Annotated in this window: 18 protein-coding genes and 1 riboswitch; of the genes, 11 read left to right on the top strand and 7 right to left on the bottom strand. The window is 73.2% G+C overall.

What is annotated here, in order from left to right:
- Positions 1–161: 161 nt before the first annotated feature.
- Positions 162–515 (top strand): hypothetical protein, encoded by a 354-nt coding sequence (locus tag BLW14_RS11990; protein WP_093707008.1) that lies wholly within the window; start codon positions 162–164, stop codon positions 513–515.
- Between the two features lie 151 nt (positions 516–666).
- On the opposite strand, the gene BLW14_RS11985 is transcribed toward BLW14_RS11990, so the two are convergent.
- Positions 667–1833, bottom strand: coding sequence for a C40 family peptidase (locus BLW14_RS11985; protein WP_177153956.1), 1167 nt, complete (start codon positions 1831–1833; stop codon positions 667–669).
- Positions 1832–1982: riboswitch (cyclic di-AMP (ydaO/yuaA leader) on the bottom strand. Its footprint overlaps the gene before it by 2 nt.
- A gap of 161 nt (positions 1983–2143) precedes the next feature.
- Here BLW14_RS11985 and pcrA point away from each other — a divergent pair.
- Positions 2144–4582 carry a DNA helicase PcrA gene (gene pcrA, locus BLW14_RS11980; protein ID WP_093707006.1) on the top strand — a complete coding sequence of 813 codons (2439 nt, stop codon included), beginning with the start codon at positions 2144–2146 and terminating at the stop codon, positions 4580–4582.
- Between the two features lie 100 nt (positions 4583–4682).
- Here the strand turns inward: pcrA and BLW14_RS11975 are convergent, their stop codons facing one another.
- On the bottom strand, positions 4683–6197 hold the full coding sequence (locus BLW14_RS11975) for a M23 family metallopeptidase (RefSeq protein ID WP_093707004.1): 1515 nt from the start codon (positions 6195–6197) through the stop codon (positions 4683–4685).
- Between the two features lie 200 nt (positions 6198–6397).
- On the bottom strand, positions 6398–7246 hold the full coding sequence (locus BLW14_RS11970) for an esterase/lipase family protein (protein WP_093707002.1): 849 nt from the start codon (positions 7244–7246) through the stop codon (positions 6398–6400).
- 338 nt (positions 7247–7584) lie between these two features.
- Here BLW14_RS11970 and BLW14_RS11965 point away from each other — a divergent pair, with 338 nt between their 5' ends.
- A complete protein-coding gene (locus tag BLW14_RS11965; protein WP_018519216.1) occupies positions 7585–7998 on the top strand; it encodes a coenzyme B12-dependent isobutyryl CoA mutase small subunit in 414 nt (137 codons plus the stop codon).
- A gap of 452 nt (positions 7999–8450) precedes the next feature.
- On the opposite strand, the gene BLW14_RS11960 is transcribed toward BLW14_RS11965, so the two are convergent.
- Together BLW14_RS11960 and BLW14_RS11955 are read right to left on the bottom strand one after the other, a co-directional pair.
- Positions 8451–10145 (bottom strand): DUF5691 domain-containing protein, encoded by a 1695-nt coding sequence (locus tag BLW14_RS11960; protein ID WP_093707000.1) that lies wholly within the window; start codon positions 10143–10145, stop codon positions 8451–8453.
- A 29-nt stretch (positions 10146–10174) separates the two neighbouring features.
- Positions 10175–11608: an SWIM zinc finger family protein gene (locus tag BLW14_RS11955; protein ID WP_256332748.1), complete on the bottom strand. Its 1434-nt coding sequence runs from the start codon at positions 11606–11608 to the stop codon at positions 10175–10177.
- A gap of 127 nt (positions 11609–11735) precedes the next feature.
- On the opposite strand from BLW14_RS11955, the gene BLW14_RS11950 reads away from it, so the two are divergent.
- From BLW14_RS11950 to sucD, 5 genes are all read left to right on the top strand, one after another.
- Positions 11736–12848: an ATP-binding protein gene (locus BLW14_RS11950; protein WP_093706996.1), complete on the top strand. Its 1113-nt coding sequence runs from the start codon at positions 11736–11738 to the stop codon at positions 12846–12848.
- Positions 12845–15283, top strand: a complete 2439-nt coding sequence (locus BLW14_RS11945; protein ID WP_093706994.1) for a DUF5682 family protein — start codon at positions 12845–12847, stop codon at positions 15281–15283. Before BLW14_RS11950 ends, BLW14_RS11945 begins: the two co-directional genes overlap by 4 nt.
- Complete coding sequence (locus BLW14_RS11940; RefSeq protein ID WP_093706992.1) at positions 15283–16509, top strand: VWA domain-containing protein; 1227 nt, start codon at positions 15283–15285, stop codon at positions 16507–16509. Before BLW14_RS11945 ends, BLW14_RS11940 begins: the two co-directional genes overlap by 1 nt.
- 225 nt (positions 16510–16734) lie before the next feature.
- Complete coding sequence (gene sucC / locus BLW14_RS11935; RefSeq protein ID WP_018519210.1) at positions 16735–17916, top strand: ADP-forming succinate--CoA ligase subunit beta; 1182 nt, start codon at positions 16735–16737, stop codon at positions 17914–17916.
- 21 nt (positions 17917–17937) lie between these two features.
- Positions 17938–18822, top strand: a complete 885-nt coding sequence (sucD, locus tag BLW14_RS11930; protein WP_018519209.1) for a succinate--CoA ligase subunit alpha — start codon at positions 17938–17940, stop codon at positions 18820–18822.
- A gap of 99 nt (positions 18823–18921) precedes the next feature.
- Here sucD and BLW14_RS11925 read toward each other — a convergent pair whose 3' ends face one another.
- Positions 18922–20343, bottom strand: a complete 1422-nt coding sequence (locus BLW14_RS11925) for a helix-turn-helix domain-containing protein (RefSeq protein WP_177153955.1) — start codon at positions 20341–20343, stop codon at positions 18922–18924.
- Positions 20344–20468: 125 nt separating this feature from the next.
- Here BLW14_RS11925 and BLW14_RS11920 point away from each other — a divergent pair, with 125 nt between their 5' ends.
- The gene (locus BLW14_RS11920; protein WP_093706991.1) at positions 20469–22211 is read left to right on the top strand and encodes a cell division protein PerM; all 1743 of its coding nucleotides are present in this window, start codon (positions 20469–20471) and stop codon (positions 22209–22211) included.
- A 7-nt stretch (positions 22212–22218) separates the two neighbouring features.
- On the opposite strand, the gene BLW14_RS11915 is transcribed toward BLW14_RS11920, so the two are convergent.
- Positions 22219–23082 carry a hypothetical protein gene (locus BLW14_RS11915; protein ID WP_093706989.1) on the bottom strand — a complete coding sequence of 288 codons (864 nt, stop codon included), beginning with the start codon at positions 23080–23082 and terminating at the stop codon, positions 22219–22221.
- Between the two features lie 328 nt (positions 23083–23410).
- On the opposite strand from BLW14_RS11915, the gene purN reads away from it, so the two are divergent.
- Positions 23411–24067, top strand: coding sequence for a phosphoribosylglycinamide formyltransferase (gene purN, locus BLW14_RS11910; protein WP_093706988.1), 657 nt, complete (start codon positions 23411–23413; stop codon positions 24065–24067).
- Positions 24054–25607 carry a bifunctional phosphoribosylaminoimidazolecarboxamide formyltransferase/IMP cyclohydrolase gene (gene purH, locus BLW14_RS11905; protein WP_093706986.1) on the top strand — a complete coding sequence of 518 codons (1554 nt, stop codon included), beginning with the start codon at positions 24054–24056 and terminating at the stop codon, positions 25605–25607. Before purN ends, purH begins: the two co-directional genes overlap by 14 nt.
- The last annotated feature ends 56 nt before the right edge of the window (positions 25608–25663 follow it).

Genomic DNA, 25663 nt, shown 5'->3' with positions numbered 1-25663 from the left:
CTCTTGGCGTGGCATTGTCGCTGAACGACCGTGTGTGACGCGTGAGCGACAGGAAAAATAGCCGCAGATACCGGCAAATAGTGCATTCATCATTCAAGCGGCCCGTAGGGGCCCACCCTGCCCGCAAGGGGCCGGAACCCCCGGGGCTAGGGTGCGGAACCATGCGCGTACTCATCGATTTCGTCGTCGCCCTGCACATCATCGGCATCGCCGCCCTGCTCGGCGGCTTCCTCGGCCAGATGAAGGCGATGAAGGCCGGCACCGCCCGGTTCGTCCCCGGCATGCTGCACGGCGCGCTGACCATGCTGGTCACCGGAGTCGCTCTCGTCGGCCTCGACCAGGCCGACGACCACCCCGTGAACAACGTCAAGATCGGGATCAAGCTGCTGATCCTGGTCGTCATCCTCGGGCTCGTCTACGTCAAGCGGGACGAGGAGAAGGTCGAGAAGGGCCTGTTCGCGGCGGTCGGCGCCCTGACACTCGCCAACATCTTCATCGCCACGCTCTGGACCTGAGAGACAGGCCGCGAAAGAGACGGACGCGCCTCGAAGAAAAGGGGCCGGCCCGCCCGGGCCGGCCCCCTTCGCCGGTCACGCCACCGGCCCCCTTCGCCGGTCACGCCACCGGCCCCCTTCGCCGGTCAGGCCACCGGCCCCCTTCGCCGGTTCAGGCCGGGCGCACGCTCCCGTAGATCGGCATGTAGTAGATCGACTCCTCGCGCACGTTCGCCCCGGGCTTCGGCGCGTGGATCATCATCCCGTCGCCCTTGTAGATCCCGACGTGGCTGATGTCGTCGTAGAAGAACACCAGGTCACCGGGTTGCAGATCGTCCGTGGCGATCCGCGTTCCGACGTTCACCTGGTCCCAGGTGGTGCGCGGGATGTCGACACCCGCCGCCTTCCAGGCCGCCTGCGTCAGCCCCGAGCAGTCGTACGAAGCGGGACCGGTCGCCCCCCAGACGTACGGCTTGCCGATCTGGGCGCGGGCGAACGCGAGGACCTTCTCCGCCTTCGTCGAGGCGCTGCTGTCGGAACCCGAACCCGACCCCGAGCCGGAACCCGACCCCGAGCCCGCCTCCGTACCGCTGCCGCCCGCCTCCTTCGCCTTGCGCTCGGCCTCCTTCTTGGCGGCGGCCTGCTTCTTCGCCAGCTCCTCCGCCTTGCGCTCGGCCTCCGCCTCCTTCTTGCGCTCCAGCTCCGCCAGGCGCGCCTTCTCCTCGGCGGTCAGCTTCGACAGCAGCGTCCGGGCCTCGGTCAGCTTCGTCTGGACGTTCTGCTTGCTGGTGCGCAGCGCGGTCTGCGACTCGGTGAGGGTCTCCAGGCTCTTCACGGCCTCGGCCCGCTGCTTCGACGCCTTCGTCTGCTGCGTACGGAACTCGGTGACCGCCTGCTGCTGGCGCTCGGCCATCCGGTCCATGAGGTGGGTCTGGTCGAAGAACGACTGCGGGTCGTCGGCCAGGAAGAAGGTCGCCGTCGGCGCGAGGGAGCCGTCGCGGTACTGGGCGGCGGCGTAGTTGCCCAGCGTCCTGCGGGCGTCGTTCACCTTCGCGGTGCGCTCGGCCACGTCGTCCAGCAGCGCGTCGACCTTGTTCTTCTGCTTGTCCGTGGCCTCCTTGGCCTGGTTGTACTTCTGGGTCGCGGTGCCCGCCTGCCGGTAGAGGTCGTCGACCCTCTTCTGGACTTCCTCGATGCTCGGCTTGGGCGTGGGCGCGGCCATCGCGCTCTGCGAGGACAGCAGGGTCACCGAGGCCAGCGCGGCCGAGGTGAGCCCGACGGCGGGGGCGGTGGCGCGCACCCGGGTGCGCGGTTTGCGATGCGACGCCAAGGCCGGCATCTCCTTCCGTGGACCGCCTACCGGGTTAGCTGTCGGGTTCGGGCGGAACGGAAGGCTGCCCTACGGTCCAGTGGGGAAGGACCGATTCACCCCGGTGATGCGTGTGGGTCCCCGGTTCCGGGCGGGCCCGGATTCGGCGTGGAGGCACGTTCGGCGTGGGTCGCCTCTGGGGGTACGGGCCGTCCGAACGTGCACGCTAGCCAACTCATGGGGCCGCTGTGAAGGTTGGTGTTCGATATGCCCGATACATTTCCGTGACCTTTTCGGACGGGGGTCGAGTGTCAGTCGGGCGCCTTAGACTCGGACAGCGATGAGCAGCCTCTTTGACGACAGTTTCCTGGCCGGCCTCCAGAACGAGGAGGAAGGGCCTCCGCCGCCCCCCGAGGACTCCGCACCCGAAGCGGTGCCGGAGGACCTTTTCGCGGGCGTGTTCGACGGGCCCCCGCCGTCCCGCGACGCGTACTACCGCGACGGCGCGCACCGCCCGGTCATCGACCCCGAGGCGCTGCTCGACGGGCTGAACACCGAGCAGCGCGCCGCCGTCGTGCACGCCGGGTCGCCCCTGCTCATCGTCGCCGGCGCCGGCTCCGGCAAGACCCGGGTGCTCACCCACCGCATCGCCCACCTGCTGGCCGAGCGGGGCGTGCACCCCGGTCAGATCCTGGCGATCACCTTCACCAACAAGGCCGCCGGCGAGATGAAGGAGCGCGTCGAGCAGCTGGTCGGGCCCCGGGCCAACGCCATGTGGGTCATGACCTTCCACAGCGCCTGTGTCCGCATCCTGCGCCGCGAGTCGAAGAAGCTCGGCTTCACGTCCTCGTTCTCGATCTACGACGCGGCCGACACCAAGCGCCTCATGGCCCTGGTCTGCCGCGACCTGGAGCTGGACCCCAAGCGCTACCCGCCGAAGTCCTTCACCGCCAAGGTCTCCAACCTCAAGAACGAGCTCATCGACGAGGAGACCTTCGCCGGCCAGGCTTCCGACGGCTTCGAGAAGACGCTCGCCCAGGCGTACGCGATGTACCAGGCCCGGCTGCGCGAGGCCAACGCGCTGGACTTCGACGACATCATCATGACGACGGTCCACCTGCTCCAGGCCTTCCCGGACGTCGCCGAGCACTACCGCCGCCGCTTCCGGCACGTCCTGGTCGACGAGTACCAGGACACCAACCACGCCCAGTACACCCTGGTACGGGAGCTGGTCGGCCCGGCCGGTCCCGAGGACGCGCCCGCCGAGCTGTGCGTCGTGGGTGACGCGGACCAGTCGATCTACGCCTTCCGGGGCGCGACCATCCGCAACATCCTCCAGTTCGAGGAGGACTACCCGGACGCGACGACGATCCTGCTGGAGCAGAACTACCGCTCCACCCAGACGATCCTGTCCGCCGCCAACGCGGTCATCGAGCGCAACGAGAGCCGCCGCCCGAAGAACCTCTGGACCAACGCCGGCACCGGCGCCCGCATCACGGGCTACGTCGCGGACACCGAGCACGACGAGGCGCAGTTCGTCGCCGAGGAGATCGACCGCCTCACCGACGCGGGCGACGCCAAGGCCGGTGACGTCGCCGTCTTCTACCGGACGAACGCGCAATCCCGTGTCTTCGAGGAGATCTTCATCCGCGTCGGCCTGCCGTACAAGGTCGTCGGCGGGGTGCGCTTCTACGAGCGCAAGGAGGTCCGGGACGTCCTGGCCTACCTGCGGGTCCTCGCCAACCCCGAGGACACCGTCCCGCTCCGCCGCATCCTCAACGTCCCCAAGCGCGGCATCGGCGACCGCGCCGAGGCGATGATCGACGCCCTCTCGCTGCGCGAGAAGATCACCTTCCCGCAGGCGCTGCGCCGCGTCGACGAGGCGTACGGCATGGCCGCCCGCTCCGCCAACGCCGTGAAGCGGTTCAACACGCTGATGGAGGAGCTGCGCACGGTCGTCGAGTCCGGCGCCGGCCCCGCCGTGGTGCTGGAAGCGGTTCTGGAGCGTACGGGCTACCTCGCCGAGCTCCAGGCGTCCACCGACCCGCAGGACGAGACCCGTATCGAGAACCTCCAGGAGCTCGCCGCCGTCGCCCTCGAATTCGAGCAGGACCGGGGCGAGGAGGAGGGCGCGGGCACGCTCGCGGAGTTCCTGGAGCAGGTCGCGCTCGTCGCCGACTCCGACCAGATCCCCGACGAGGACACCGACGGCTCCGGCGTCATCACGCTGATGACCCTGCACACCGCGAAGGGCCTCGAATTCCCCGTCGTCTTCCTGACCGGCATGGAGGACGGCGTCTTCCCGCACATGCGGGCGCTCGGCCAGGTCAAGGAGCTGGAGGAGGAGCGCCGCCTCGCGTACGTCGGCATCACCCGCGCCCGCGAGCGCCTCTATCTGACCCGGGCCGCCATGCGCAGCGCCTGGGGCCAGCCCTCGTACAACCCGCCGTCGCGGTTCCTGGAGGAGATCCCGGACCAGCACCTGGACTGGAAGCGCAAGGGCCCGATGGCCGCCCCGGCGGGCCCCACCTCGGGGATCACCTCGTCGCTCTCCGCCTCGCGTGCCCGCTCCGGGCCCTCGGGCTTCGCGACCCGGCGGACCTCCGACAAGCCGACGATCACACTGGTCGCCGGCGACCGGGTCACGCACGACCAGTTCGGCCTCGGCACGGTGACGGCGGTCGAGGGCGTCGGCGACCAGGCCAAGGCCACGGTCGACTTCGGCGACGACCGCCCGAAGAAGCTGCTCCTGCGGTACGCGCCGGTGCAGAAGCTCTGAGACCGCAGGTCCCGGGACACGCGTAACGGCCGGAGCCCCGAGGCCCCCGGCCGTTACGACGGTCTGTCACGGCGGTCCGTCACGGCGGTCCGTTACGCGTTCAGGTCGGATCGATTCCGTGGCTGCGCAGCCAGGGCAGCGGGTCGATCGCCGCGCCTCCACCGGGCCGCACCTCGAAGTGCATGTGCGGACCGGTCGAGTTGCCGGAGTTCCCCGAGTACGCGATGACGTCGCCGGCCTTGACCTGGCCCGAGCGGATACGGGTGCTGCTGAGGTGGCAGTACCAGGTCTCCGTGCCGTCGGCCATGGTCACGATCGCCATGTTGCCGTAGGCGCTGTTGTACTGCGTGCGGACCGTGCCGTCCGTCGCCGCCATCACCGGGGTGCCGTACTGGACCGGGAAGTCGATGCCCGTGTGCACGGACATCCAGTTCACGCCCGCCTGGCCGAAGTACGCGCTCAGCCCGTGCTGCTTGACCGGCAGCACGAACTTGGGGCGCAGGGCCTCCTTGCGGGCGGCCTCCTCCGCGCGCTTCTTCTTCTCGGCCGCCTGCCGCGCCTTCAGGTCGATGCGTTCCTGGGTGCGGCTCGCGCGGTCCGCGAAGTTCTCCGCGTCGGCGCTGAGGTTGGCGAGCTGGGTGTCCAGCGCGTTGTTGGCCGCGACCGGCTTGACCGTGCCGGGGTCGGCGGCGGCCATGGTGGTGGTCGCGTCCTTCTTCGTCTCGCCCCCGCCCATGCCGCTCACGGAGGCGGCGGCGATCCCCGCCACGCTCATCACGCAGGCGGACGGAACGGCGACGGTGAGAAGCGCGGAGCGCTTCGCGGGGGTGCGCCTGCGGCTGCGGCCCCCGGTGCGGGCGGCGGGCCGGGCCGCGTCGCGGCGGGTCCCGGCCGGGGCGAGAGCGGGGTGCTCGGTGTCCTCGGCGTCGGCTTCGTCGACCGGCACGGGATGACCGCCGGTCCCGTCACCGCTCTCATCGGCGGTGCGGTAGGGCTCGTACGGGTCGTAGTCGTAGGAGCCGGTGTGGTCGTAGGCCTCGTAGCTTTCGTACGACTCCGAGGGTGCCGACTGTTCGGCTTCGTTCGAGGCGGCCGGGCTTTGCACATTTTGCTCTTCGTGCCCGGGCGTGGCGCCGGTGTTCCAGGCGGTGGCGTCGTACACGCCGGTGTCGTACGAGGCCGTGTCGTCGGCGGGCCACGCGGTCGCGGTGGTCCAGGTGGTGGTGTCCCACTGGCCGGAGGTGTCGGGTGCGCCGCCCTGGGACGGGATGCCGGGGGCGTAGCCCTCCGTCGGCAGCCAGGTCGTGGCGGTGTCGTACTGCGGCATTCCGTCGCACTGCGGATGCTGCTGTGTCTGGTCGGCGTACGCGGGGTAGGCGTCGTACTGGCCGGTCCCGAAGGTGTGGTGCGCGCCCGTGTCCCACTGGGTGGCGTCGTACGAGCCGGTGTGGTCGGCCTGTCCGTCGGTGTACGGAATGCCGTAGCCGCCGGTGGTGTCGTACGAGGCGTCGTAGGTGCCGGGGAGGGAGCCGAAGAGCGGGTCACTGTCGAAGCTGCGCGTGGAGTGACCGTCGTATCCGGCATACCCGGCGGCGTGGGGGTGCTGGTCGTTCACCAACTTCTCTCTCGCCTCGGCAGCAGGACCCGTCCGGGGCGTGGGGACCCCGGGGCTAAGCAGTGGCCGCGACTGTACCCGGCGGTATCCGCCGTCGACAATCTTCGACGGCGCCGCCGGGCTCGAGAAATTGGGCAATCGGCCGTCTTTCGACGGAGCCCGCACAGACCCTTGGCTCTACGTTCGAAACCTGTTCGAATTCAGGCGACGGATGCCGGGCCGGTGGCTCCTGCGGCCCCCGGGGCGGTGTCAGGCGTGTCCAGCGCCTGGCGTACGGCGGCCGCCACCGCCGGGTGCACCGGCAGTGCGAGGTGCCCGATGCCGGTGACGCGTACGTTGACCGCGTCGAGGTCCGGGTGGTCGACGCAGGCCGCCTCCGCCGGCACGATCACCCGGTCGAGTTCGCTCCAGAAGCTGACGAACCGGGTGCGGCAGCCGGGCGCGGGCAGCCGCAGCTCCTCGATGGGGGCCGACCCCTTGCGCATCTGGCGCACGATGGGCAGTGCGCCGGCCAGCGGGGCGACGGCCGTACCGGCGTGCGGCGTACCCAGCGTGACCAGGGTGCGGACCCGGTGGTCACCGGCCAGTCGCTGCACGTAGTAGCGGGCGATGAGCCCGCCGAGGCTGTGGCCCACGATGTCGACCCGGTGGTGGCCTGTGCGGGTGCAGATCTCCTCGATGTGCCGGTCCAGCAGCTCGGCGGCCGTACGGATGTCGCTGGTCAGCGGGGAGTAGTTGAGCGACTCCAGGTGACGCCAGCCGTGCCGGGCCAGCGAGCGGCGCAGCAGGACGAAGACCGAGCGGTTGTCGATGAAACCGTGAAGAAAGACGACGGGTGGCCGTTCGGTGCCGTCGGCGGGCGGGATGTCCGTGCGGACGCCCTCGGCGGCCGGGGCGCACCGGGCGGCCGGGGTCCGGCCCGGGCGCCGTTCGCCGGTGATCCCGGTCGGATACAGCAGGGCGTGCCCGGCGAGCACCACGAGTTCCAGTGCGGTCGCTCTGAGCAGCGCGGTCGGTGGAGAGGGGAACGGCAGGCTGGGGGTCTTCATGATCGGCCTCCTGCTCCGGTGGCCCGGGGCTCCGGTCTGCCCGGGCGGGGCGCCGCGTCGCAGGTCCCTGCGGACGGTGTCCGTGTCGGACGGAGGCCCGTACCACCGTGCCGTGCGGCTGACGGCGCGGTGATACGGCGACCCGATGCGGCTCCCCGGGCGCCCGGTCCCACACGGCGAAACCGCCGCGGGCCCTGGGACCGGTGCCCGTGAACAATGTCCCATGTGTGATTTCCCCCTCCCGGCTCACCGCGAAACTGCGGCTTGCGGGATGCTGTGGATAACGTTCGTTCACATCCCCGGCCCTTCAGGCACGGGAGACGCAGGTGGAGGCAGAGATGGGTGTGACCGGTCCGATCCGTGTAGTGGTGGCGAAGCCGGGCCTCGACGGCCACGACCGAGGGGCGAAGGTCATCGCGCGGGCGCTGCGCGACGCCGGCATGGAGGTCATCTACACGGGGCTGCACCAGACGCCCGAGCAGATCGTCGACACCGCGATCCAGGAGGACGCCGACGCGATCGGCCTCTCGATCCTCTCCGGCGCGCACAACACGCTCTTCGCCAAGGTGATCGCACTCCTGAAGGAGCGCGAGGCGGAGGACATCAAGGTCTTCGGCGGCGGCATCATCCCGGAGGCGGACATCGCCCCCCTGAAGGAACAGGGCGTCGCGGAGATCTTCACCCCCGGCGCGACGACGACGGCGATCGTGGACTGGGTCAACGCGAACGTCCGCACCCCGGCCGAGGCGTAGCCGGCCCGGGGGCCGGGGATTTCCGCGATGGTCGCGGGGCACCGGGTGCCTGCCAGAACCGGGGCGTCTCGCGGGGCGAGCGTGCGGCTCCGGGCGCTGTCGCTCCTGTGCCGGTGGGGCGGGCCGTCTTGCGGGTCGGTTCTGCGGCTTCCGGGCGGCGTCGGGCCTGTGCCCGGCGGGCGGGGGGCGTCCAGCCGGGCGGGTCGGGCGTCCCACCGGGCTGCCGGGCGGCTTCCGGGCCGCGCCGGGCCCGAGCGCTTCGCGCGCCGGAGCGCCGGTCGCCTGATGGTGCCCCGGTGAAGCACGCGCTCGGGCGCGCGAGGTTCACGCCCGGGGTGCCCCTGAGGGGCCGGGCCGCGTCGGTACGCCATCGAACCCCCGGGGCGAGCCGGCCGCGCGCTCGCCGGCCAAGCCGGCGCGTGGTCCGGCGGGCGCGGCACCGGACCGGTGGCTCAGCGCTCCGGGGACCCGGACAGCTCGCTGTCCATCGTGGCGCGTAGGCGCAGCGTGGAGACCAGGCGCTGGAACGCCTCGGACCAGTAGCCGTTCGCGCCGGGGGAGGCGTCCGCCGGTTCGGCCGGGGTGGTGGTCAGGACCTCCAGGCGGTCCGCCTCCGACGGGTCGAGGCAGCGTTCGGCGAGGCCCATGACACCGCTGAAGCTCCACGGGTAGCTGCCCGCGTCCCTGGCTATGTCGAGGGCGTCCACCACGGCCCGCCCGAGCGGCCGGTCCCACGGGACCGGGCACACGCCCAGCAGCTGGAACGCCTCCGACAAGCCGTGCGCGGCGATGAAGTCGGCCACCCAGGACGCCCGTTCCGCCGGAGGCAGCACGGCCAGGAGCTTCGCCCGCTCGGCGAGCGAGGCCGTACCGGGGCCGTTCGACGGGGGTGTCGACGGCGGGCCGAGCAGCGCCCGCGCCCATGCGGCATCCCGCTGCCGCACGGCCGCCCGGCACCACGCCGCGTGCAGCTCCTCGCCCCAGCCGTCCGCCACCGGCAGCGCCACGATCTCCGCCGCGCCGCGCCCGCCGAACCGCGCCGGCCAGACGGAGAGCGGCGACGCCTCCACCAACTGGCCCAGCCACCAGGACCGTTCGCCCCGGCCGGACGGCGGGAGCGCCACCACGCCGTCCCGCTGCATCCCCTCGTCGCACTCGTGCGGCGCCTCCACCGCGACGAACGGCTCGTCCCCGGTGAGGCCGGGGCTCACGCAGGACAGCGCGCGGTCAGCCATCCGGCGGGCGAGCGCCGAACCGGGCAGCGCGGACAGCAACTCGGCCGCCGTCGCCCGGACATTGCGGCTGCGGTCGGCGAGCGCCCGCTCCAGGAACTCCTCGTCGTCGGCGGACAGCCCGGTACGCAACGAGTCCACGAACATCAGCCGGTCCTCGGCCCGTTCCGTCTTCCAGGTGGCGGCCAGCAGCGCCCGGGCGGCGTCCGCGTCCCGTGCCCGTACGGCCCCGAGCAGCGCGATCCGCTCAGCGAACAGGCCCTCCTCCCACAGCCGTTGAACCGCCTCCGAATCGTCCGGCGACGGCAGTAGAGCGGACCCGGAAGCACCGCGCAGCGCGAACTTCCACTCCGGGTTCAGCCCGGCCAGCCACAGGCCGCGCGGCCCCGCGAACTCCAGGGTCTGCGGGCGCAGATCGGTCCGGGCCCGGGCCGCGTCGAGCAGCGAGGGCAGGGCGGAGTCCGGCGCCCGGTAGCCGTGGACGTTGGCGGTGGCCAGCCACTGCGGGATCAGCTCCGTGAGGTCCGGAGCCGTGCCCCGCCGGCCGCCGGAACCAGCCGCCCGGTCAGCGAGGAGCTGGGCCAGCCGGCCACGGGCGGCCTCCGGAAGGGGCGGCCGGGGATCGTCGGGCGCCGGTGCGGGGGGCGGGGACGCGGCGGCGGGCAGCAGCCCCGCGCGCCGCCGCACGGTGTGCAGCGCGGCGGCGTCCAGCAGGGCGGCGGCCGCGCCGTCCGGGCCGGTGCCGGAAGCGCCCTCGGGCGGGCGGCGGTCCGTGCCCAGCAGGGCCGAGGTGACGAGTTCTTCCCACGGCGTGGCCGCGAGCGCGTCCGTGAGCCCGCCGTGCGCGGGTGCCGCGCCCGCCGCCATGGGCGGGGCGGCTGTCGGGGTGGCGGGTGGTGTGGTCGTACGGGACATCGCCCCTCCTTCGGAGCCGGACTACGGAGTCAGATGAGCGCGACGGTCTCGATGCCGGCGGACGCGGCGGAGACGGCGGACGCGGACGTGCCCGCGTGGGCCGCGACCGCCGCCGACGGCCACGCCGCCAAGGGGTCGAACCCCCGGTGCCCGCACTCGCCGAAGACGGTGACCGGCTCGCCGCCCGAGACGGCGACGAGCTTCCAGAGCGCCGGCCGGTTCAGCGCGGCAGGGGTCACCGGCAGGGCCTCCCCGGCCTCCGCGTCGATCAGTTGCCAGCCGTCCGGGGACGGCACGGGTATGACGTCGCGCAGCGTCACCGGCCAGGACTCCAGCCAGGGATCGTCGCCCAGCGCCCGCCCGTAGGAGCCGATCGCCTCGGCGGCCGTGACCCCCGGCGGGGGCGTGACGGCGGGCACCGGCACCCCGAACCGTTCGCCCAGCTCGGCCCGCAGCTGCCCGGACCCCGGGTGGGGCGTCAGCGCGGCGTCGATGGTGACGCCCACGGGCAGCGCCTGGGCGGGGGAGCGGCCGGCCGCGCCGAAGGAGAGCAGCAGGGCCGTGCGGCCCGACTCCTCGCCGTACAGCCAGATGCGGCGGGTGACGATCTTGCCCTCGGGGGTGTCGTACTGGGCGAGGACCAGCCAGCGGTCGCGGACCGGCGGTCCCTCCGGGGAGGCCGGCAGGCCCACCCGGGTGCGGACCGTGGCCGCCAGCGCGGGCGGCAGCCGGTCGCGGCCCAGCCACGCCGAGTCCAGCAGATGCAACAGCGCACACTCCTCCAGGAGCCGCATCGGCCAGCCGGGGCCCGACGCCGGGACGGCACCCAACTCCCTCACGCGGCCCGCGAGTCCGGGCGCCTGCGCGTCGACCATGCGCGCGGCCGTCTCCTCCCACAGCCCGTACCCGGCCTGCTCGGCCGAGGCGAGACCGCCGCGCAGCAGGTCCGTCAGACGCTGCTCCAACTCCCTCGCCCCGCCGCCGATCCGCTCGGCGCGCTTCTCCGCCCGCTTGCGGGCCGCCTCCGGATCGGCGGGCCCCGCCGCACCGTCACTTCCGGCGGGCCGCGCCTTCGCCTCCGCGCGGGCCCGGCGGCCGGTCAGCCACTCCTCGGCCCAGTCCGGCGGCGACCCGGCGGGCACCGCCGCGTCGTCCGCGGCGCGGAGCAGCAACAGGCCCAGCGCGTGCTTGCACGGAAACTTCCGGCTGGGGCAACTGCACTTGTACGCGGGACCGGTGGTGTCCACCACCGTCCGGTACGGCTTGCTTCCGCTCCCCTTGCACAGCCCCCAGACCGCACCCGTCACGTCCCACCCGGTGTCCGACCAGGAGCCGGCCGCACCGAGCTTGTTCCCCGCCTTGCGTGAGGCGTCGTCAGGAGCCAGGGCCAGTACCTGCTCCACCGTCCAGCGCGCGGCCGAGGCAGCGGCGCCCAAGGGTTCTCCCCCGTCAGTCAGCAGCATGCCAACGACGTTAGGTGGCCCCACTGACAATCGCCCTGACCTGTGCAAAGACCGATTGTCAGTGCCATGGTGCACGGTGGAACCACATCCGGCCGACCGACCTGGCGACCGATCCGGAGGGGGATCCATGACCGTGTCCGAAACCACCGAAGCAAGCACCGGCGAGGCCCTGCGCCCGCATGCCGAGGACGCCTTCGCCGAGGAGCTGAAGGCGCTCGCGGCGGCCGACGACCGCCCCAGGCCCGAGCGCTGGCGCCTGTCGCCCTGGGCCGTCGCCCTGTACCTCCTCGGCGGCACCCTGCCCGACGGGACCGTCATCACGCCCAAGTACGTGGGCCCGCGCCGCCTCGTCGAGGTGGCCGTCACCACGCTCGCCACCGACCGGGCCCTGCTGCTTCTCGGCGTCCCCGGCACCGCCAAGACATGGGTCTCCGAGCATCTGGCGGCCGCCGTCAGCGGTGACTCGACGCTGCTCGTCCAGGGCACGGCGGGCACTCCGGAGGAAGCCGTCCGCTACGGGTGGAACTACGCGCAGCTGCTCGCCCACGGGCCCAGCCGCGACGCGCTGGTGCCCAGCCCGCTGATGCGCGCCATGTCCCAGGGCATGACCGCCCGCATCGAGGAACTGACCCGCATCCCCGCCGACGTGCAGGACTCGCTGATCACGATCCTGTCGGAGAAGACCCTCCCGCTGCCCGAGCTGGGCCAGGAGGTCCAGGCGGTGCGCGGGTTCAACGTCATCGCCACCGCCAACGACCGGGACCGGGGCGTCAACGAGCTGTCGAGCGCGCTGCGCCGCCGGTTCAACACCGTCGTCCTGCCGCTGCCCGCGACACCGGAGGCCGAGGTCGACATCGTCTCCCGCCGCGTCGACCAGGTGGGCCGCTCGCTGGACCTGCCACCCGCGCCCGACGGCCTCGCCGAGATCCGCCGTGTCGTCACGGTCTTCCGCGAACTGCGCGACGGCGTCACCACCGACGGCCGCACCAAGCTCAAGTCCCCCTCGGGGACGCTCTCCACCGCCGAGGCCATCTCCGTCGTCACCAACGGCCTGGCGCTCGCCGCCCACTTCGGGGACGGCGTGCTGCGTCCCGGGGACGTCGCGGCCGGCATCCTCGGCGCGGTCGTCCGTGACCCGGCGGCGGACCGGGTGATCTGGCAGGAGTACCTGGAGACCGTGGTGCGCGAGCGCGACGGCTGGAAGGACTTCTACCGCGCCTGCCGGGAGGCGTCCGCATGAGCGGCACCCCCGCTTCGGGGCCGCTGCTGCTGGGGGTGCGGCACCACGGCCCCGGCTCGGCCCGCGCCGTGCGCGCCGCACTCGACGCGGCGAACCCCCGGGCGGTCCTCATCGAGGGCCCGCCCGAGGGCGACGCGCTCCTGCCGCTCGCGGCCGACGAGGAGATGCGGCCCCCGGTCGCCCTTCTCGCCCACGCGGTGGACGACCCAGGGCGTGCGGCGTTCTGGCCGTTCGCCGAGTTCTCCCCCGAGTGGGTCGCGATCCGCTGGGCCCTGGCCCGCGACGTGCCCGTCCGCTTCATCGACCTGCCCGCCGCGCACTCGCTGGCGATGGAGGCCGACGCGGAGGCGGACCCGGACGACACCGCAGAGGAGCGGCTCGTCCCCGTCGACCCGATCCGGGTGCTCGCGGAGACCGCGGGCTACGACGACCCCGAGCGCTGGTGGGAGGACGTCGTCGAACACCGCGTGCCCGGCAGCGGAGAGGCGGCCGGACCGCTCACCGCCTTCGCCGCCCTCGGCGAGGCGATGGCCGCCCTGCGCGAGGCGTACGGGGACGGCGGCCACCCCCGGGACGCGGTGCGCGAGGCGTACATGCGCATCCAACTCCGTACGGCGGCGAAGGAGTTCGGGGACGAGTTCGCCGTGGTCTGCGGCGCCTGGCACGTCCCCGCCCTGCGTACGCGTACGACGCTCACGGCAGACCGGGCCCTGCTCAAGGGCCTGCCCAAGGTCAAGGCCGAACTGACCTGGGTGCCCTGGACCCACCGACGGCTCGCCCGGCACAGCGGATACGGGGCCGGCATCGAGTCGCCCGGCTGGTACGAACACCTCTTCGCCGCCCCGGACCGCCCGGTCGAACGCTGGATGACGAAGGTCGCCGGACTCCTGCGCGACGAGGACCGGTTCGTGTCGTCCGCCCACGTCATAGAGGCCGTCCGGCTCGCCGCGACGCTCGCCGCGATGCGCGGCCGGCCGCTCGCCGGGCTGAGCGAGACGACCGACGCGATCCGGGCCGTCATGTGCGACGGCTCCGACGTGCCGCTCGCCCTCGTCCACGACCGCCTCGTCGTCGGCACCACGCTGGGCGAGGTCCCCGACACCGCGCCCGCCGTCCCGCTCCAGCGCGACCTCACCCGGCAGCAGCGCACCCTGCGGCTCAAGCCGGAGGCCGACGAGCGGGAGATCGAGCTCGACCTGCGCAAGGACACCGACGCCTCCCGCAGTCGCCTGCTGCATCGGCTGCGCGTCCTCGGAATCGGCTGGGGCGAACCGGCCGCGGGCCGGGGGAGCACCGGCACGTTCCGGGAGAGCTGGCGGCTGCGCTGGGAGCCCGAGCTGTACGTGCGCGTCGCGGAAGCGGGCGTCTGGGGGACCACCGTGCTCGCCGCCGCCACCGCCCGCGCCGAGTCGGACGCCGTGGCCGCGACCGCGCTCGCCGAGGTGACCGCGCTGGCCGAGCGTTGCCTGCTCGCCGATCTGCCCGACGCCCTGCCGGTCGTGATGCGGGCCCTCGCCGACCGCGCCGCGCTCGACTCCGACGTCGGCCACCTCGCCGACGCCCTGCCCGCCCTCGCCCGCACCCTGCGCTACGGGGACGTCCGCGCCACGGACACCACCGCGCTCGGCGAGGTCGCCGCCGGCCTCGCGGAACGCATCTGCGTCGGCCTGCCGCCGGCCTGCACCGGCCTCGACGCCGAAGGGGCCGAGGCGCTTCGCCGCCAGGTGGACGGCGTCCACACCGCCATCGGGCTGCTCGCCGGAGCCGTCCCTTCGAGCGCGGACGGGCTGCGCGAGCGGTGGCGCGCGGTGCTGCACAAGCTCACCGTCCGGGACACGGTCGCCGGAGTCATCCGGGGCCGGGCCGCCCGGCTGCTCCTGGACGACGGCCACCTCGACCAGGACGCCGCCGCCCGGCTGATGGGCCTCGCCCTCTCCCCGGGCACCCCGCCCGCCGACGCCGCCGCCTGGATCGAGGGCTTCGTCGGCGGGGCGGCGGGCGGCGGCATGCTCCTCGTCCACGACGAACGGCTGCTCGCCCTGGTCGACGCCTGGCTCACCGGCGTCCCCACCGACACGTTCACCGACGTGCTGCCCCTGCTGCGGCGCACATTCTCCGCGTACGAAGCGGGCGTCCGGCGCACCCTGGGCGACCTCGTCCGGCGCGGCCCGGTCCCCGCCGGGGCCCCGGGGGCCGGCACCCCGGCGGGCGCGGGCGCGACGGCCCCGGGCTTCGGACCGGTCCTGGACACGGCCCGCGCCGACGCGGTCCTCCCGGTCCTCCGCCTCGTCCTCGGCCTGGACGAGCGCCCCGCGACGACCGTCCCGGGCACGCCCGCGCACCCCGCGACCACGGCGCCCGGCGCCCACGGCGGACGGCCCCCGGCCACGGCCCCCGCCCACCACGACGACACGCCACTGGGGGAAACGGCATGATGACGACCACGGACACCACGGCCTCCCGCGCCGCCGGCCCGGGCCGCACCGACGCCGCCCAGGACGAGCGGCTGCGCCGCTGGCGCATGGTGCTGGGCGCCGACAGCGAGGCGAGCACCGGCCGGAAGCTCACCGGCCGCGACGCCGCGATGGACCAGGCGCTCACCGCCCTCTACGAGAACGGCGGCCGCCCGGGCGGCCGGAGCGGCGGCGGGCGCTCCGCCGGGCTCGGCGCCTCCGCGCCCTCCGTGGCGCGCTGGCTCGGTGACATCCGGACGTACTTCCCCAGCTCCGTCGTCCAGGTCATGCAGCGAGACGCCATCGACCGCCTCGGTCTCTCCGCGCTCCTGCTCGAACCGGAGATGCTGGAGGCCGTCGAGGCGGACGTACACCTTGTCGGCACGCTGCTCTCCCTCAACAAGGCCATGCCCGAGACGACGAAGGAGACCGCCCGGGCCGTCGTCCGCAAGGTCGTCGAGCAGCTGGAGAAGCGGCTCACCACCCGCACCCGGGCCACGCTCACCGGCGCGCTCGACCGGTCCGCGAAGGTCACCCGTCCCCGCCACCACGACATCGACTGGGACCGCACCATCCGGGCCAACCTCAAGAACTACCTGGAGCTGCCCGGCCAGGACGGCGCCGGCACGGTCGTCCCCGAACGGCTCATCGGCTACGGGCGGGCCGCGCAGTCAGTGAAGAAGGAGGTCATCCTCTGCATCGACCAGTCCGGCTCGATGGCCGCGTCCGTGGTCTACGCGTCCGTCTTCGGCGCCGTGCTCGCCTCGATGCGCGCCCTGAACACCCGGCTCGTCGTCTTCGACACGGCCGTCGTCGACCTCACCGACCAGCTCGACGACCCGGTCGACGTCCTGTTCGGCACCCAGCTCGGCGGCGGCACCGACATCAACCGCGCCCTCGCCTACTGCCAGTCCCGGATCACCCGGCCGGCCGACACCGTCGTCGTGCTCATCAGCGACCTGTACGAGGGCGGCATCCGCAACGAGATGCTGAAGCGGGTCGCGGCCATGAAGGCGTCGGGCGTGCAGTTCGTGACGCTGCTCGCCCTCTCCGACGAGGGCGCCCCCGCCTACGACCGCGACCACGCGGCCGCCCTGTCCGCCCTGGGCGCTCCGGCCTTCGCCTGCACGCCGGACCTCTTCCCCGACGTGATGGCCGCCGCGATCGAGAAGCGGCCCCTGCCGATACCCGACAAGGAGCCCTCCTGACCGGCGCCCACGGCCCCACCACCGGCGATTCTGTGACCGTAATCACCGCCCAGGTGTGATCTGCGATTTAGGGTCACACCGGCCTCGGGGATAACCTGCGAGATGGACATGCCGCGTATTCGGTCACCGTGTGCGCCTTCCTAGTGACACCGCAGTCACGTTGCCCCTCGCGGCACGCCCACGCAGAAAACCAACCGCGAGACCATTGATAAGGGACGGACGCGCGTGGACCTGTTCGAGTACCAGGCGAGGGACCTCTTCGCCAAGCACGGTGTACCGGTGCTGGCCGGTGAAGTCATCGACACGCCTGAGGCAGCCCGCGAGGCGACCGAGCGGCTGGGCGGCAAGTCGGTCGTCAAGGCGCAGGTGAAGGTCGGCGGCCGCGGCAAGGCCGGCGGCGTGAAGCTGGCGGCGAACGCCGACGAGGCGGTCGCCCGCGCGACCGACATCCTCGGCATGGACATCAAGGGCCACACGGTCCACAAGGTGATGATCGCCGAGCTGTCGCCGGAGATCGAGGCCGAGTACTACGTCTCGTACCTCCTGGACCGCACCAACCGCACCTTCCTGGCGATGGCCTCGGTGCAGGGTGGCATGGACATCGAGGAGGTCGCGGAGAAGACCCCCGAGGCCCTCGCCAAGGTCCCGGTCAACGCCGTCGACGGTGTCGACATCGCCAAGGCCCGCGAGATCGTGGCCCAGGCGAAGTTCCCGGCCGACGTGGCCGAGGGTGTCGCCGAGGCTCTGGTCACCCTGTGGGAGACCTTCGTCGCCGAGGACGCGCTCCTCGTCGAGGTCAACCCGCTGGTGAAGACCAAGGACGGCCGCATCCTGGCCCTGGACGGCAAGGTCTCGCTCGACGAGAACGCCGACTTCCGCCAGCCGGAGCACGAGGCCCTCGAGGACAAGGCCGCGGCCAACCCGCTCGAGGCCGCCGCCAAGGCCAAGAACCTCAACTACGTCAAGCTGGACGGCGAGGTCGGCATCATCGGCAACGGCGCCGGTCTGGTCATGTCGACCCTGGACGTCGTCGCGTACGCCGGTGAGAAGCACGGCAACGTGAAGCCCGCCAACTTCCTCGACATCGGTGGCGGCGCCTCCGCCGAGGTCATGGCGAACGGCCTGGAGATCATCCTCGGCGACCCGGACGTCAAGTCCGTGTTCGTCAACGTCTTCGGCGGCATCACCGCCTGCGACGAGGTCGCCAACGGCATCGTCCAGGCCCTGGAGCTGCTCAAGACGAAGGGCGAGGACGTCACCAAGCCGCTCGTCGTGCGTCTCGACGGCAACAACGCGGAGCTGGGTCGCAAGATCCTCTCCGACGCCAACCACCCGCTGGTCCAGCGCGTGGACACCATGGACGGCGCGGCCGACAAGGCCGCCGAGCTCGCCGCGGCTGCGAAGTAAGGAAGAGGGACTCAGACCACCATGGCTATCTTCCTCACCAAGGACAGCAAGGTCATCGTCCAGGGGATGACCGGCGCCACGGGCATGAAGCACACCAAGCTCATGCTCGGCGACGGCACCAACATCGTCGGCGGCGTGAACCCGCGCAAGGCCGGCACGACCGTCGACTTCGACGGCACCGAGGTGCCCGTGTTCGGCTCCGTCGCCGAGGCGATGGAGAAGACCGGCGCCGACGTGTCCGTCCTCTTCGTGCCGCCGGCCTTCGCGAAGGCCGCCGTCGTCGAGGCGATCGACGCCGAGATCCCGCTCGCCGTCGTGATCACCGAGGGCATCGCCGTCCACGACTCGGCCGCCTTCTGGGCGTACGCCGGCTCGAAGGGCAACAAGACCCGGATCATCGGTCCGAACTGCCCCGGCCTGATCACCCCCGGCCAGTCCAACGCCGGCATCATCCCGGGCGACATCACCAAGCCCGGCCGCATCGGTCTCGTGTCCAAGTCCGGCACGCTGACCTACCAGATGATGTACGAGCTCCGTGACATCGGCTTCTCGTCCGCCGTCGGCATCGGTGGCGACCCGGTCATCGGTACGACGCACATCGACGCCCTCGCGGCGTTCGAGGCGGACCCCGAGACCGACCTGATCGTCATGATCGGCGAGATCGGCGGCGACGCCGAGGAGCGTGCGGCGGACTTCATCGCGAAGAACGTCACCAAGCCGGTCGTCGGTTACGTCGCGGGCTTCACCGCCCCCGAGGGCAAGACCATGGGCCACGCGGGCGCCATCGTCTCCGGCTCCTCCGGTACGGCCGCCGCCAAGAAGGAGGCCCTTGAGGCCGCCGGCGTGAAGGTCGGCAAGACGCCGACCGAGACCGCCAAGCTGGCGCGCGAGATCCTCGGCGCCTGACACCGCCGCCGCGCTCGCCCGGCAGGGTGTCACCGTACGCACGACGCGGGCCCGTCCCCTCACCGGGGGCGGGCCCGCGTCGTTGTGTGCCGGGCCGGTTCAGCCGGTCTCGGGGACCAGCCGGGCGGGGCCGTTGAACAGCTCGTCGCCCAGCTGCTTGCGGAGCTTCACGTCCTGCGGCGTCAGCTTCTGCGGACCGCCGACCGGTGGCACCCCGCCGACCTTCTGGGCGGGCGACGGGGGCGTCTCGTACTTCCGCGGGGCCGTCGCCAGGGTGATCAGCGTCAGCCCGACGATCAGCACGGTGAACGCGATGGCCGTCCTGGCCCAGAGCTGCGCCTTGCGTTCGCTGCCGGTCCGGATCAGCTCCGGTACGGGGAGCGAGGCGGCGGGCCTGCTGCGGGCGAGCGTGCCCAGGTGCTCGTGGATCAGTGCGGACTGCGCGTCCGGGGACGTGGTTCCGGCGACCTCGGGCAGCCGCTCGGCGACGGCCGCCCGCGCGGTCACCAGCCGCCCGGCCGCGGCGCGCGTGCTCGCCTCGGTCTCCGCCGCGGTGTCCGGCAGCCCGAGCCCGACACCGTCGTGCAGCACCAGTGTGCGGCGGTACGAGGGGGGCAGGGCGAGCAGCGCGTCGAGCAGCGCACGCGAGTCGGGGGCCTCGGGCGGCGGGTCGGGGCGGCGGTGCTCCCGGTTCAGCCGGCGCCACGGGGACATCGCGTACTCGTACGCGGCGGCCCGCACCCACCCCACCGGGTCCCGGTCCACCGCCACCTCCGGCCACCGCTCCCAGGCCAGCTCGAACGCCTTGGCCACGGCCGTGCGGGAGAGGGTGTGCCGCCCGGTGAGCAGGTAGGTCTGCCGGAAGAGGGCGGAGGCGGCGTGCTGGTACAGCGCGTCGAACGCCTGCGCCGGCGAGAGGCCGCCTTCGGCGGTGTCAGCGGTGTCGGCGGTGTCGGCCGCGTCGTCCGGTGCGGCCGGTGGGGCCTCGGGCACGCCGGCCTCCGGCGCAGTCGGCGCAACCGGCGCGACGGCCTGCGGCGCACTGGCCCCGTCCGCCACCGCCACCGCCACCGCCACGGCGGGCACGCCGGCCCCCGGCCCTACCGGCGCAAGCGGCGCGACGGCCTCGGCGCCCGCCTCCGGTTCACCGGCGTCGCCGGGCTCAACCGCCTCGCCGGGCTCAACCGCTCCGCCGGGCTCCACCGCCTCGCCGGGCTCCATGGCGGCCATGGCATCGCTCCCGCTGGGCTCGACGGGGGCGGGTGGAGGGGGCGCCGACGGCTCGGCGGGAGCGGTGCCGGACACCGCACCCGTATCGGTGAGCAGGCGGGCGTACGCCTCGCGCTTGCGGCCGCGCGGGCTGGTACGGCCGGTTTCCCAGGCCCGTACCGTTGCCCGGGTCACGCCCACGGCCGCCGCCACCTGCTCCTCCGTCAGCGACTTCGCCTCCCGCAGCCTGCGCCGCTCCTTCGGCGAGGGGAGCGGGGAGGCGGCGGTGGCGTCGGACGTGCTCTGCGTCATGACGCCCACCCACAGGACCTGCACCGGGTCATAAAGTACATAAACGTATATTGATCGACACCCCGGCTGTTCGCCCGTTACACGGAATAAGCGCGTGTCGTTGGCAGCATGACCGCGTGACCCAAGTGACCGAACGCAGCCCGTCGTTGTCGGCCGATCAGGGACGGCCCGCCGTGCTGGTCGCGGCCGTACTGCGCGGAGCGCTCGCGGCCGGGCTCGGCCTGGGCTCCGTCTCCGTCCTCGTCGCCGCGCTCTGGATCAGCTCGCCGGCCCCCGACAGCGGGCCCGGCGAGGCGTTCCACGCGGCGGCCGCGATGTGGCTGCTCGCGCACGGCGCCGAGCTGATCAGAACCGAGACGCTGACCGGCGTCCCCGCACCCATGGGGGTCGTCCCGCTGCTGCTCGCCGCGCTGCCGGTGTGGCTCGTGCACCGCGCGGCCCGGGACGTCCTGGAGCCCGACGAGGGGCGTGGCGCCCCGTCGCCCGGGGCCGCGTTCGCCTCGGTGACGGGCGGATACCTGCTGGTCGGCGGGGCGGTCGCCCTCTACGCGCGAGATGCCACGCTGTCCGCCCGCCCGCTCTCGCTGCTCCTTCCCGCCGCCCTCGTCGTGGCGGCCGCCGCCGCGGCCGGGGTCTGGACGGCCTGCGGGTACCCGCTCGGCCCGCCGCCGTCCTGGGCGCCGGTGCGGCTGCACGAGGCGATGGCGCGCACCCGGTTCCTGCGGCGGGCCGACGCGGTGGGCCGGGCGGCGCTGGCCGGGACCGCGGTCCTGCTGGGCGGCGGCGCCCTGGTCGTCGCGTCGGCCCTGGTCTGGCACGGCGCTCCGGTGCAGGACTCCTTCCTGCGGCTCGCCGGTGACTGGGGCGGCCGCGTCGCCCTCCTCCTGCTGGCGCTCGGACTGGTGCCGAACGCGGCAGTGTGGGGCGCGGCGTACGGGCTCGGACCGGGATTCGTCCTCGGTACGGCGTCGACGGTGACCCCGCTCGCCTTCACCGGGCGCCCGGCCCTCCCCGACTTCCCGCTGCTCGCCGCGATGCCGGCCCACGGCGCGGGCACGCCCCTGAACTGGGCGGCCGGTGCGGTCCCGGTGGCGGCGGCGCTGACCGTCGCCTGGTTCACCGTACGCAGGGCGGTGCCCGCCGAGGGCGACCGGGAGGAGGCGTGGGGCCTGGGGGATACCGCGCTCACCACCGCGCTGGGAGCGGTCGGTTGCGGCATCGGCGCCGCGCTGCTGGCGGCGGCGTCCGGGGGCCCGCTCGGCACGCACGCCCTGGCGGACTTCGGCCCGCTCTGGTGGCTCACCGGGGCGGCGGCCCTGGCCTGGTCGACGGTCATCGGTGTCCCGGCGGCCCTGCTGCTGCGGGCCTGGCGGCTGCGCAGACGTACGAAGGAGGAGGGCGAGGAGGAGACCAAGGAGACCAAGGCGGACCGCAAGGAGGACAGCAAGGCCCCCGCCGCCGTCCCCGAACCGGCCGGTCCCCGCCACAGGTGGTGGTCCCGGCCCGCCCGCACCGCCGACGAGCCGCAGGCCGAGGGGGCGGCCGCCACCGTCCCCGTACCGCCGTCCGGCGGCCCGGAGGCGGACCTCGACTCGTACGACTTCCTGCCGACGGACCCCTGGCACACGCGTCAGGAGCCCGCGACTCCGCTCCCGGAGCCCGAGCGCCCGGGCCAGGAGCCGACGCCCCCGCGTCCCGAGCCCGACGCCGACGCGTCCTGCGAGACGGACCTGCCTGCCGACGACGCCGACGCGTCCTGCGAGACGGACCTGCCTGCCGTCGACGCCAACGCGTCCTCCGAGCCGGACCTGCCTGTCGCCGACGCCGACGCGTCCTCCGAGACGGGCCCGCCCGCCGCCGACGCCTAGCGCAGCGCTACCGCTTCACCCCGAAGAACGGCTCCAGCGGCTTCGGGAGCAGTTCGTTGCAGGTCAGCTGGCCCGACTTGGTGAGGGCGTCGTTCACGCAGGTGTAGTAGTCGCGGTAGACCATCTGCACGGTGAACGTCGTCGCCACGATCGCCAGCGCGACCACGCCCGTCACCAGACCGCTCACCGCGGCGGTGGTCTGCTGCCGGTTCCCGCGCTGGGCGGCCTGGACGTTCGGCGGGGGCGTGGTGCTCCCGGCGCCCGGCGCCGGTGCTGCCGCGGTGGCCGGGTCGGGGGCCCCCGCCACCGGCGGCTTCGGCTTGGCCCGCAGGGCGCTGATCGCCCAGTACGTGGCGAGCGCGCCGAGCAGCAGGGCGATCTCCGAGAAGTCGAAGATCGCGAAGAAGAAGGCCCACATGCCGGTGAGCAGCGCGTAGCGCGCGCGCCGCTGGATCGGGTCGGTCGGGTCCCAGCGCGGGCCGGCGGGGGCGCCGTCGGGGCCGTCCTTGCCGTTCGGTCCGCCCGGTCCTGCGGGCCGGCCCCCGAACGGGCCGTTCTGGCGGCCCGGCTGCTGACTGCTCCACTGGCTGCCCCACACGGGCCGGTCGTCCGACGGCTGCCCCTCGGGCGCGTCCTCGCCGTTGCCTCCGTCGCCGTTGCCCCCGCCGGACGGGTGGCGCGGCTGCCAGGGCTGGTCGGGGCGGCCCTCCGGCGGCGGCGCGAACGGGTTGTCGTCGTCCCGACGGCCTCCGGACGCGTCGGAGGAGCCGGCGGACGAGGAAGAGGAAGACGAGGAGGAGCGCTCGCGCATCAGCAGGGTGGCCCGCTCGGGCAGCGGCTGGCGGAAGGCGGTGCGGCGTCGGTCCGGCATGTGGTGAACGTCTTCCCCATCTCGTCGTTTCCGCCCGGCGGACGGTTCGCTGCCCCTGACGCTACCTTCCGGCGAGGAGACGCCGAAAGCGGGGAGCGCGGGCGTCGCGGGCCCGTGCGCGCGGACGGCCCGGCCGGGGCTGCCTCACCCCGTCAGGCAGGGGTTGGGCGAGGTGCCGGTATCGTTGCTGACGGTCGGCCCGTTCGTAGAGTTCCCCGTATCGGGGAGCGCGCTTCTTTCGTACGACCGTACAAATCGCATGCCGCCCCGGTGCCGTGGCGGCGGGCCGGCCGCTTCGAACCGCTCGCACGCGAGAAAGGGCCCAGCCGTGGCCTCCCCGCTTCCCTCCGCCGCCCCGGCCCGTGTGGTCGTCCTGGTCTCCGGTTCCGGTACGAATCTGCAGGCCCTGCTCGACGCGATCGGCGACGACCCCGAGGGCTTCGGTGCCCGGATCGTCGCGGTCGGCGCCGACCGCGACGGCATCGCCGGCCTGGAACGGGCCGAGCGCGCCGGGCTCCCCACCTTCGTGTGCCGCGTCAAGGACCACGCCTCGCGCGAGGAGTGGGACGCCGCGCTCGCCGGGGCCACCGAGGCGCACCGGCCGGACCTCGTGGTGTCCGCCGGGTTCATGAAGATCGTGGGCAAGGAGTTCCTGGCCCGGTTCGGCGGCCGGTTCGTCAACACGCACCCCGCCCTGCTCCCCAGCTTTCCCGGTGCCCACGGCGTGCGCGACGCGCTCGCGTACGGCGTGAAGGTCACCGGGTGCACCGTCCACTTCGTCGACGACGGTGTCGACACCGGTCCGATCATCGCGCAGGGCGTGGTCGAGGTGACCGAAGAGGACACCCCGGAGGGCGAAGCGGCCCTCCACGAACGCATCAAGGAAGTCGAGCGCAAGCTGCTCGTCGAGGCCGTGGGGCGGCTCGCCCGTGACGGCTATCGCATTGAGGGACGAAAGGTTCATCTCGGTCATGTCGGTGAATAAGCCCATCCGCCGCGCCCTGGTCAGCGTCTACGACAAGACGGGGCTCGAAGACCTCGCCCGCGGTCTGCACGAGGCGGGTGTCGAGCTGGTCTCCACCGGCTCCACCGCCGGAAAGATCGCCGCCGCCGGTGTCCCGGTCACCAAGGTCGAGGAGCTGACCGGCTTCCCCGAGTGCCTCGACGGCCGCGTCAAGACGCTGCACCCCCGCGTCCACGCCGGCATCCTCGCCGACCTGCGCCTCGACGCGCACCGCGAGCAGCTCGCCGAGCTGGGCGTGGAGCCGTTCGACCTGGTGGTCGTGAACCTCTACCCGTTCAAGGAGACCGTCGCCTCCGGCGCGTCCGACGACGAGTGCGTCGAGCAGATCGACATCGGCGGCCCCTCGATGGTCCGCGCCGCCGCCAAGAACCACCCGTCCGTGGCCGTCGTCACCAGCCCGGAGCGTTACGCCGACGTGCTCGCCGCGGTCGAGGCGGGCGGCTTCGACCTGACCGCCCGCAAGCGGCTCGCCGCCGAGGCGTTCCAGCACACCGCCGCGTACGACGTGGCCGTCGCCGGCTGGTTCGCCGACGAGTACGCCGCCGCCGACGACTCCGGCTTCCCGGACTTCCTCGGTGCGACGTACGCCCGCGAGAACGTCCTGCGTTACGGCGAGAACCCGCACCAGCCCGCCGCGCTCTACACCTCCGGCACCGGCGGTCTCGCCGAGGCGGAGCAGCTGCACGGCAAGGAGATGTCCTACAACAACTACACGGACACCGACGCCGCGCGCCGGGCCGCGTACGACCACGACGAGCCGTGCGTCGCGATCATCAAGCACGCCAACCCGTGCGGCATCGCCATCGCCGACGACGTCGCCACGGCGCACCGCAACGCGCACGCCTGCGACCCGCTCTCCGCGTTCGGCGGTGTCATCGCCGTCAACCGTCCGGTGACCGTCGAGATGGCCGAGCAGGTCGCGGAGATCTTCACCGAGGTCATCGTCGCCCCCGCGTACGAGGACGGCGCGGTCGAGGTCCTGTCCCGCAAGAAGAACATCCGCGTGCTGCGCGCCCCCGAGGCCCCGTCCGCCGAGGTCGAGGTCAAGCCCATCGACGGCGGCGCGCTGCTCCAGGTCACCGACCGCCTCCAGGCCGAGGGCGACGACCCGGCCAACTGGACGCTCGCCACGGGCGAGGCGCTCTCCGCCGGGGAGCTGCGCGAGCTGGCCTTCGCCTGGAAGGCGTGCCGCGCGGTCAAGTCCAACGCGATCCTGCTCGCCAAGGACGGCGCCTCGGTCGGCGTCGGCATGGGCCAGGTCAACCGGGTCGACTCCGCGAAGCTGGCCGTCGAACGCGCGGGCGCGGAGCGGGCGGCCGGTTCGTACGCGGCGTCCGACGCTTTCTTCCCCTTCCCGGACGGGCTGGAGATCCTGACCGCCGCCGGCGTCAAGGCCGTGGCCCAGCCGGGCGGTTCGGTCCGCGATGAGCTGGTGGTCGAGGCCGCGAAGAAGGCGGGCGTGACGATGTACTTCACGGGTACGCGGCACTTCTTCCACTGACCGGTACGCCTGATCCGTACGACGAAGGGCCGGTCCCCCCGAACTCGCTCGGGGGG

The sequence above is a fragment of the Streptomyces sp. 2131.1 genome, assembly GCF_900105515.1.
Classification (GTDB): domain Bacteria; phylum Actinomycetota; class Actinomycetes; order Streptomycetales; family Streptomycetaceae; genus Streptomyces; species Streptomyces drozdowiczii.
This window is presented reverse-complemented; position numbering and strand designations above follow the sequence as displayed.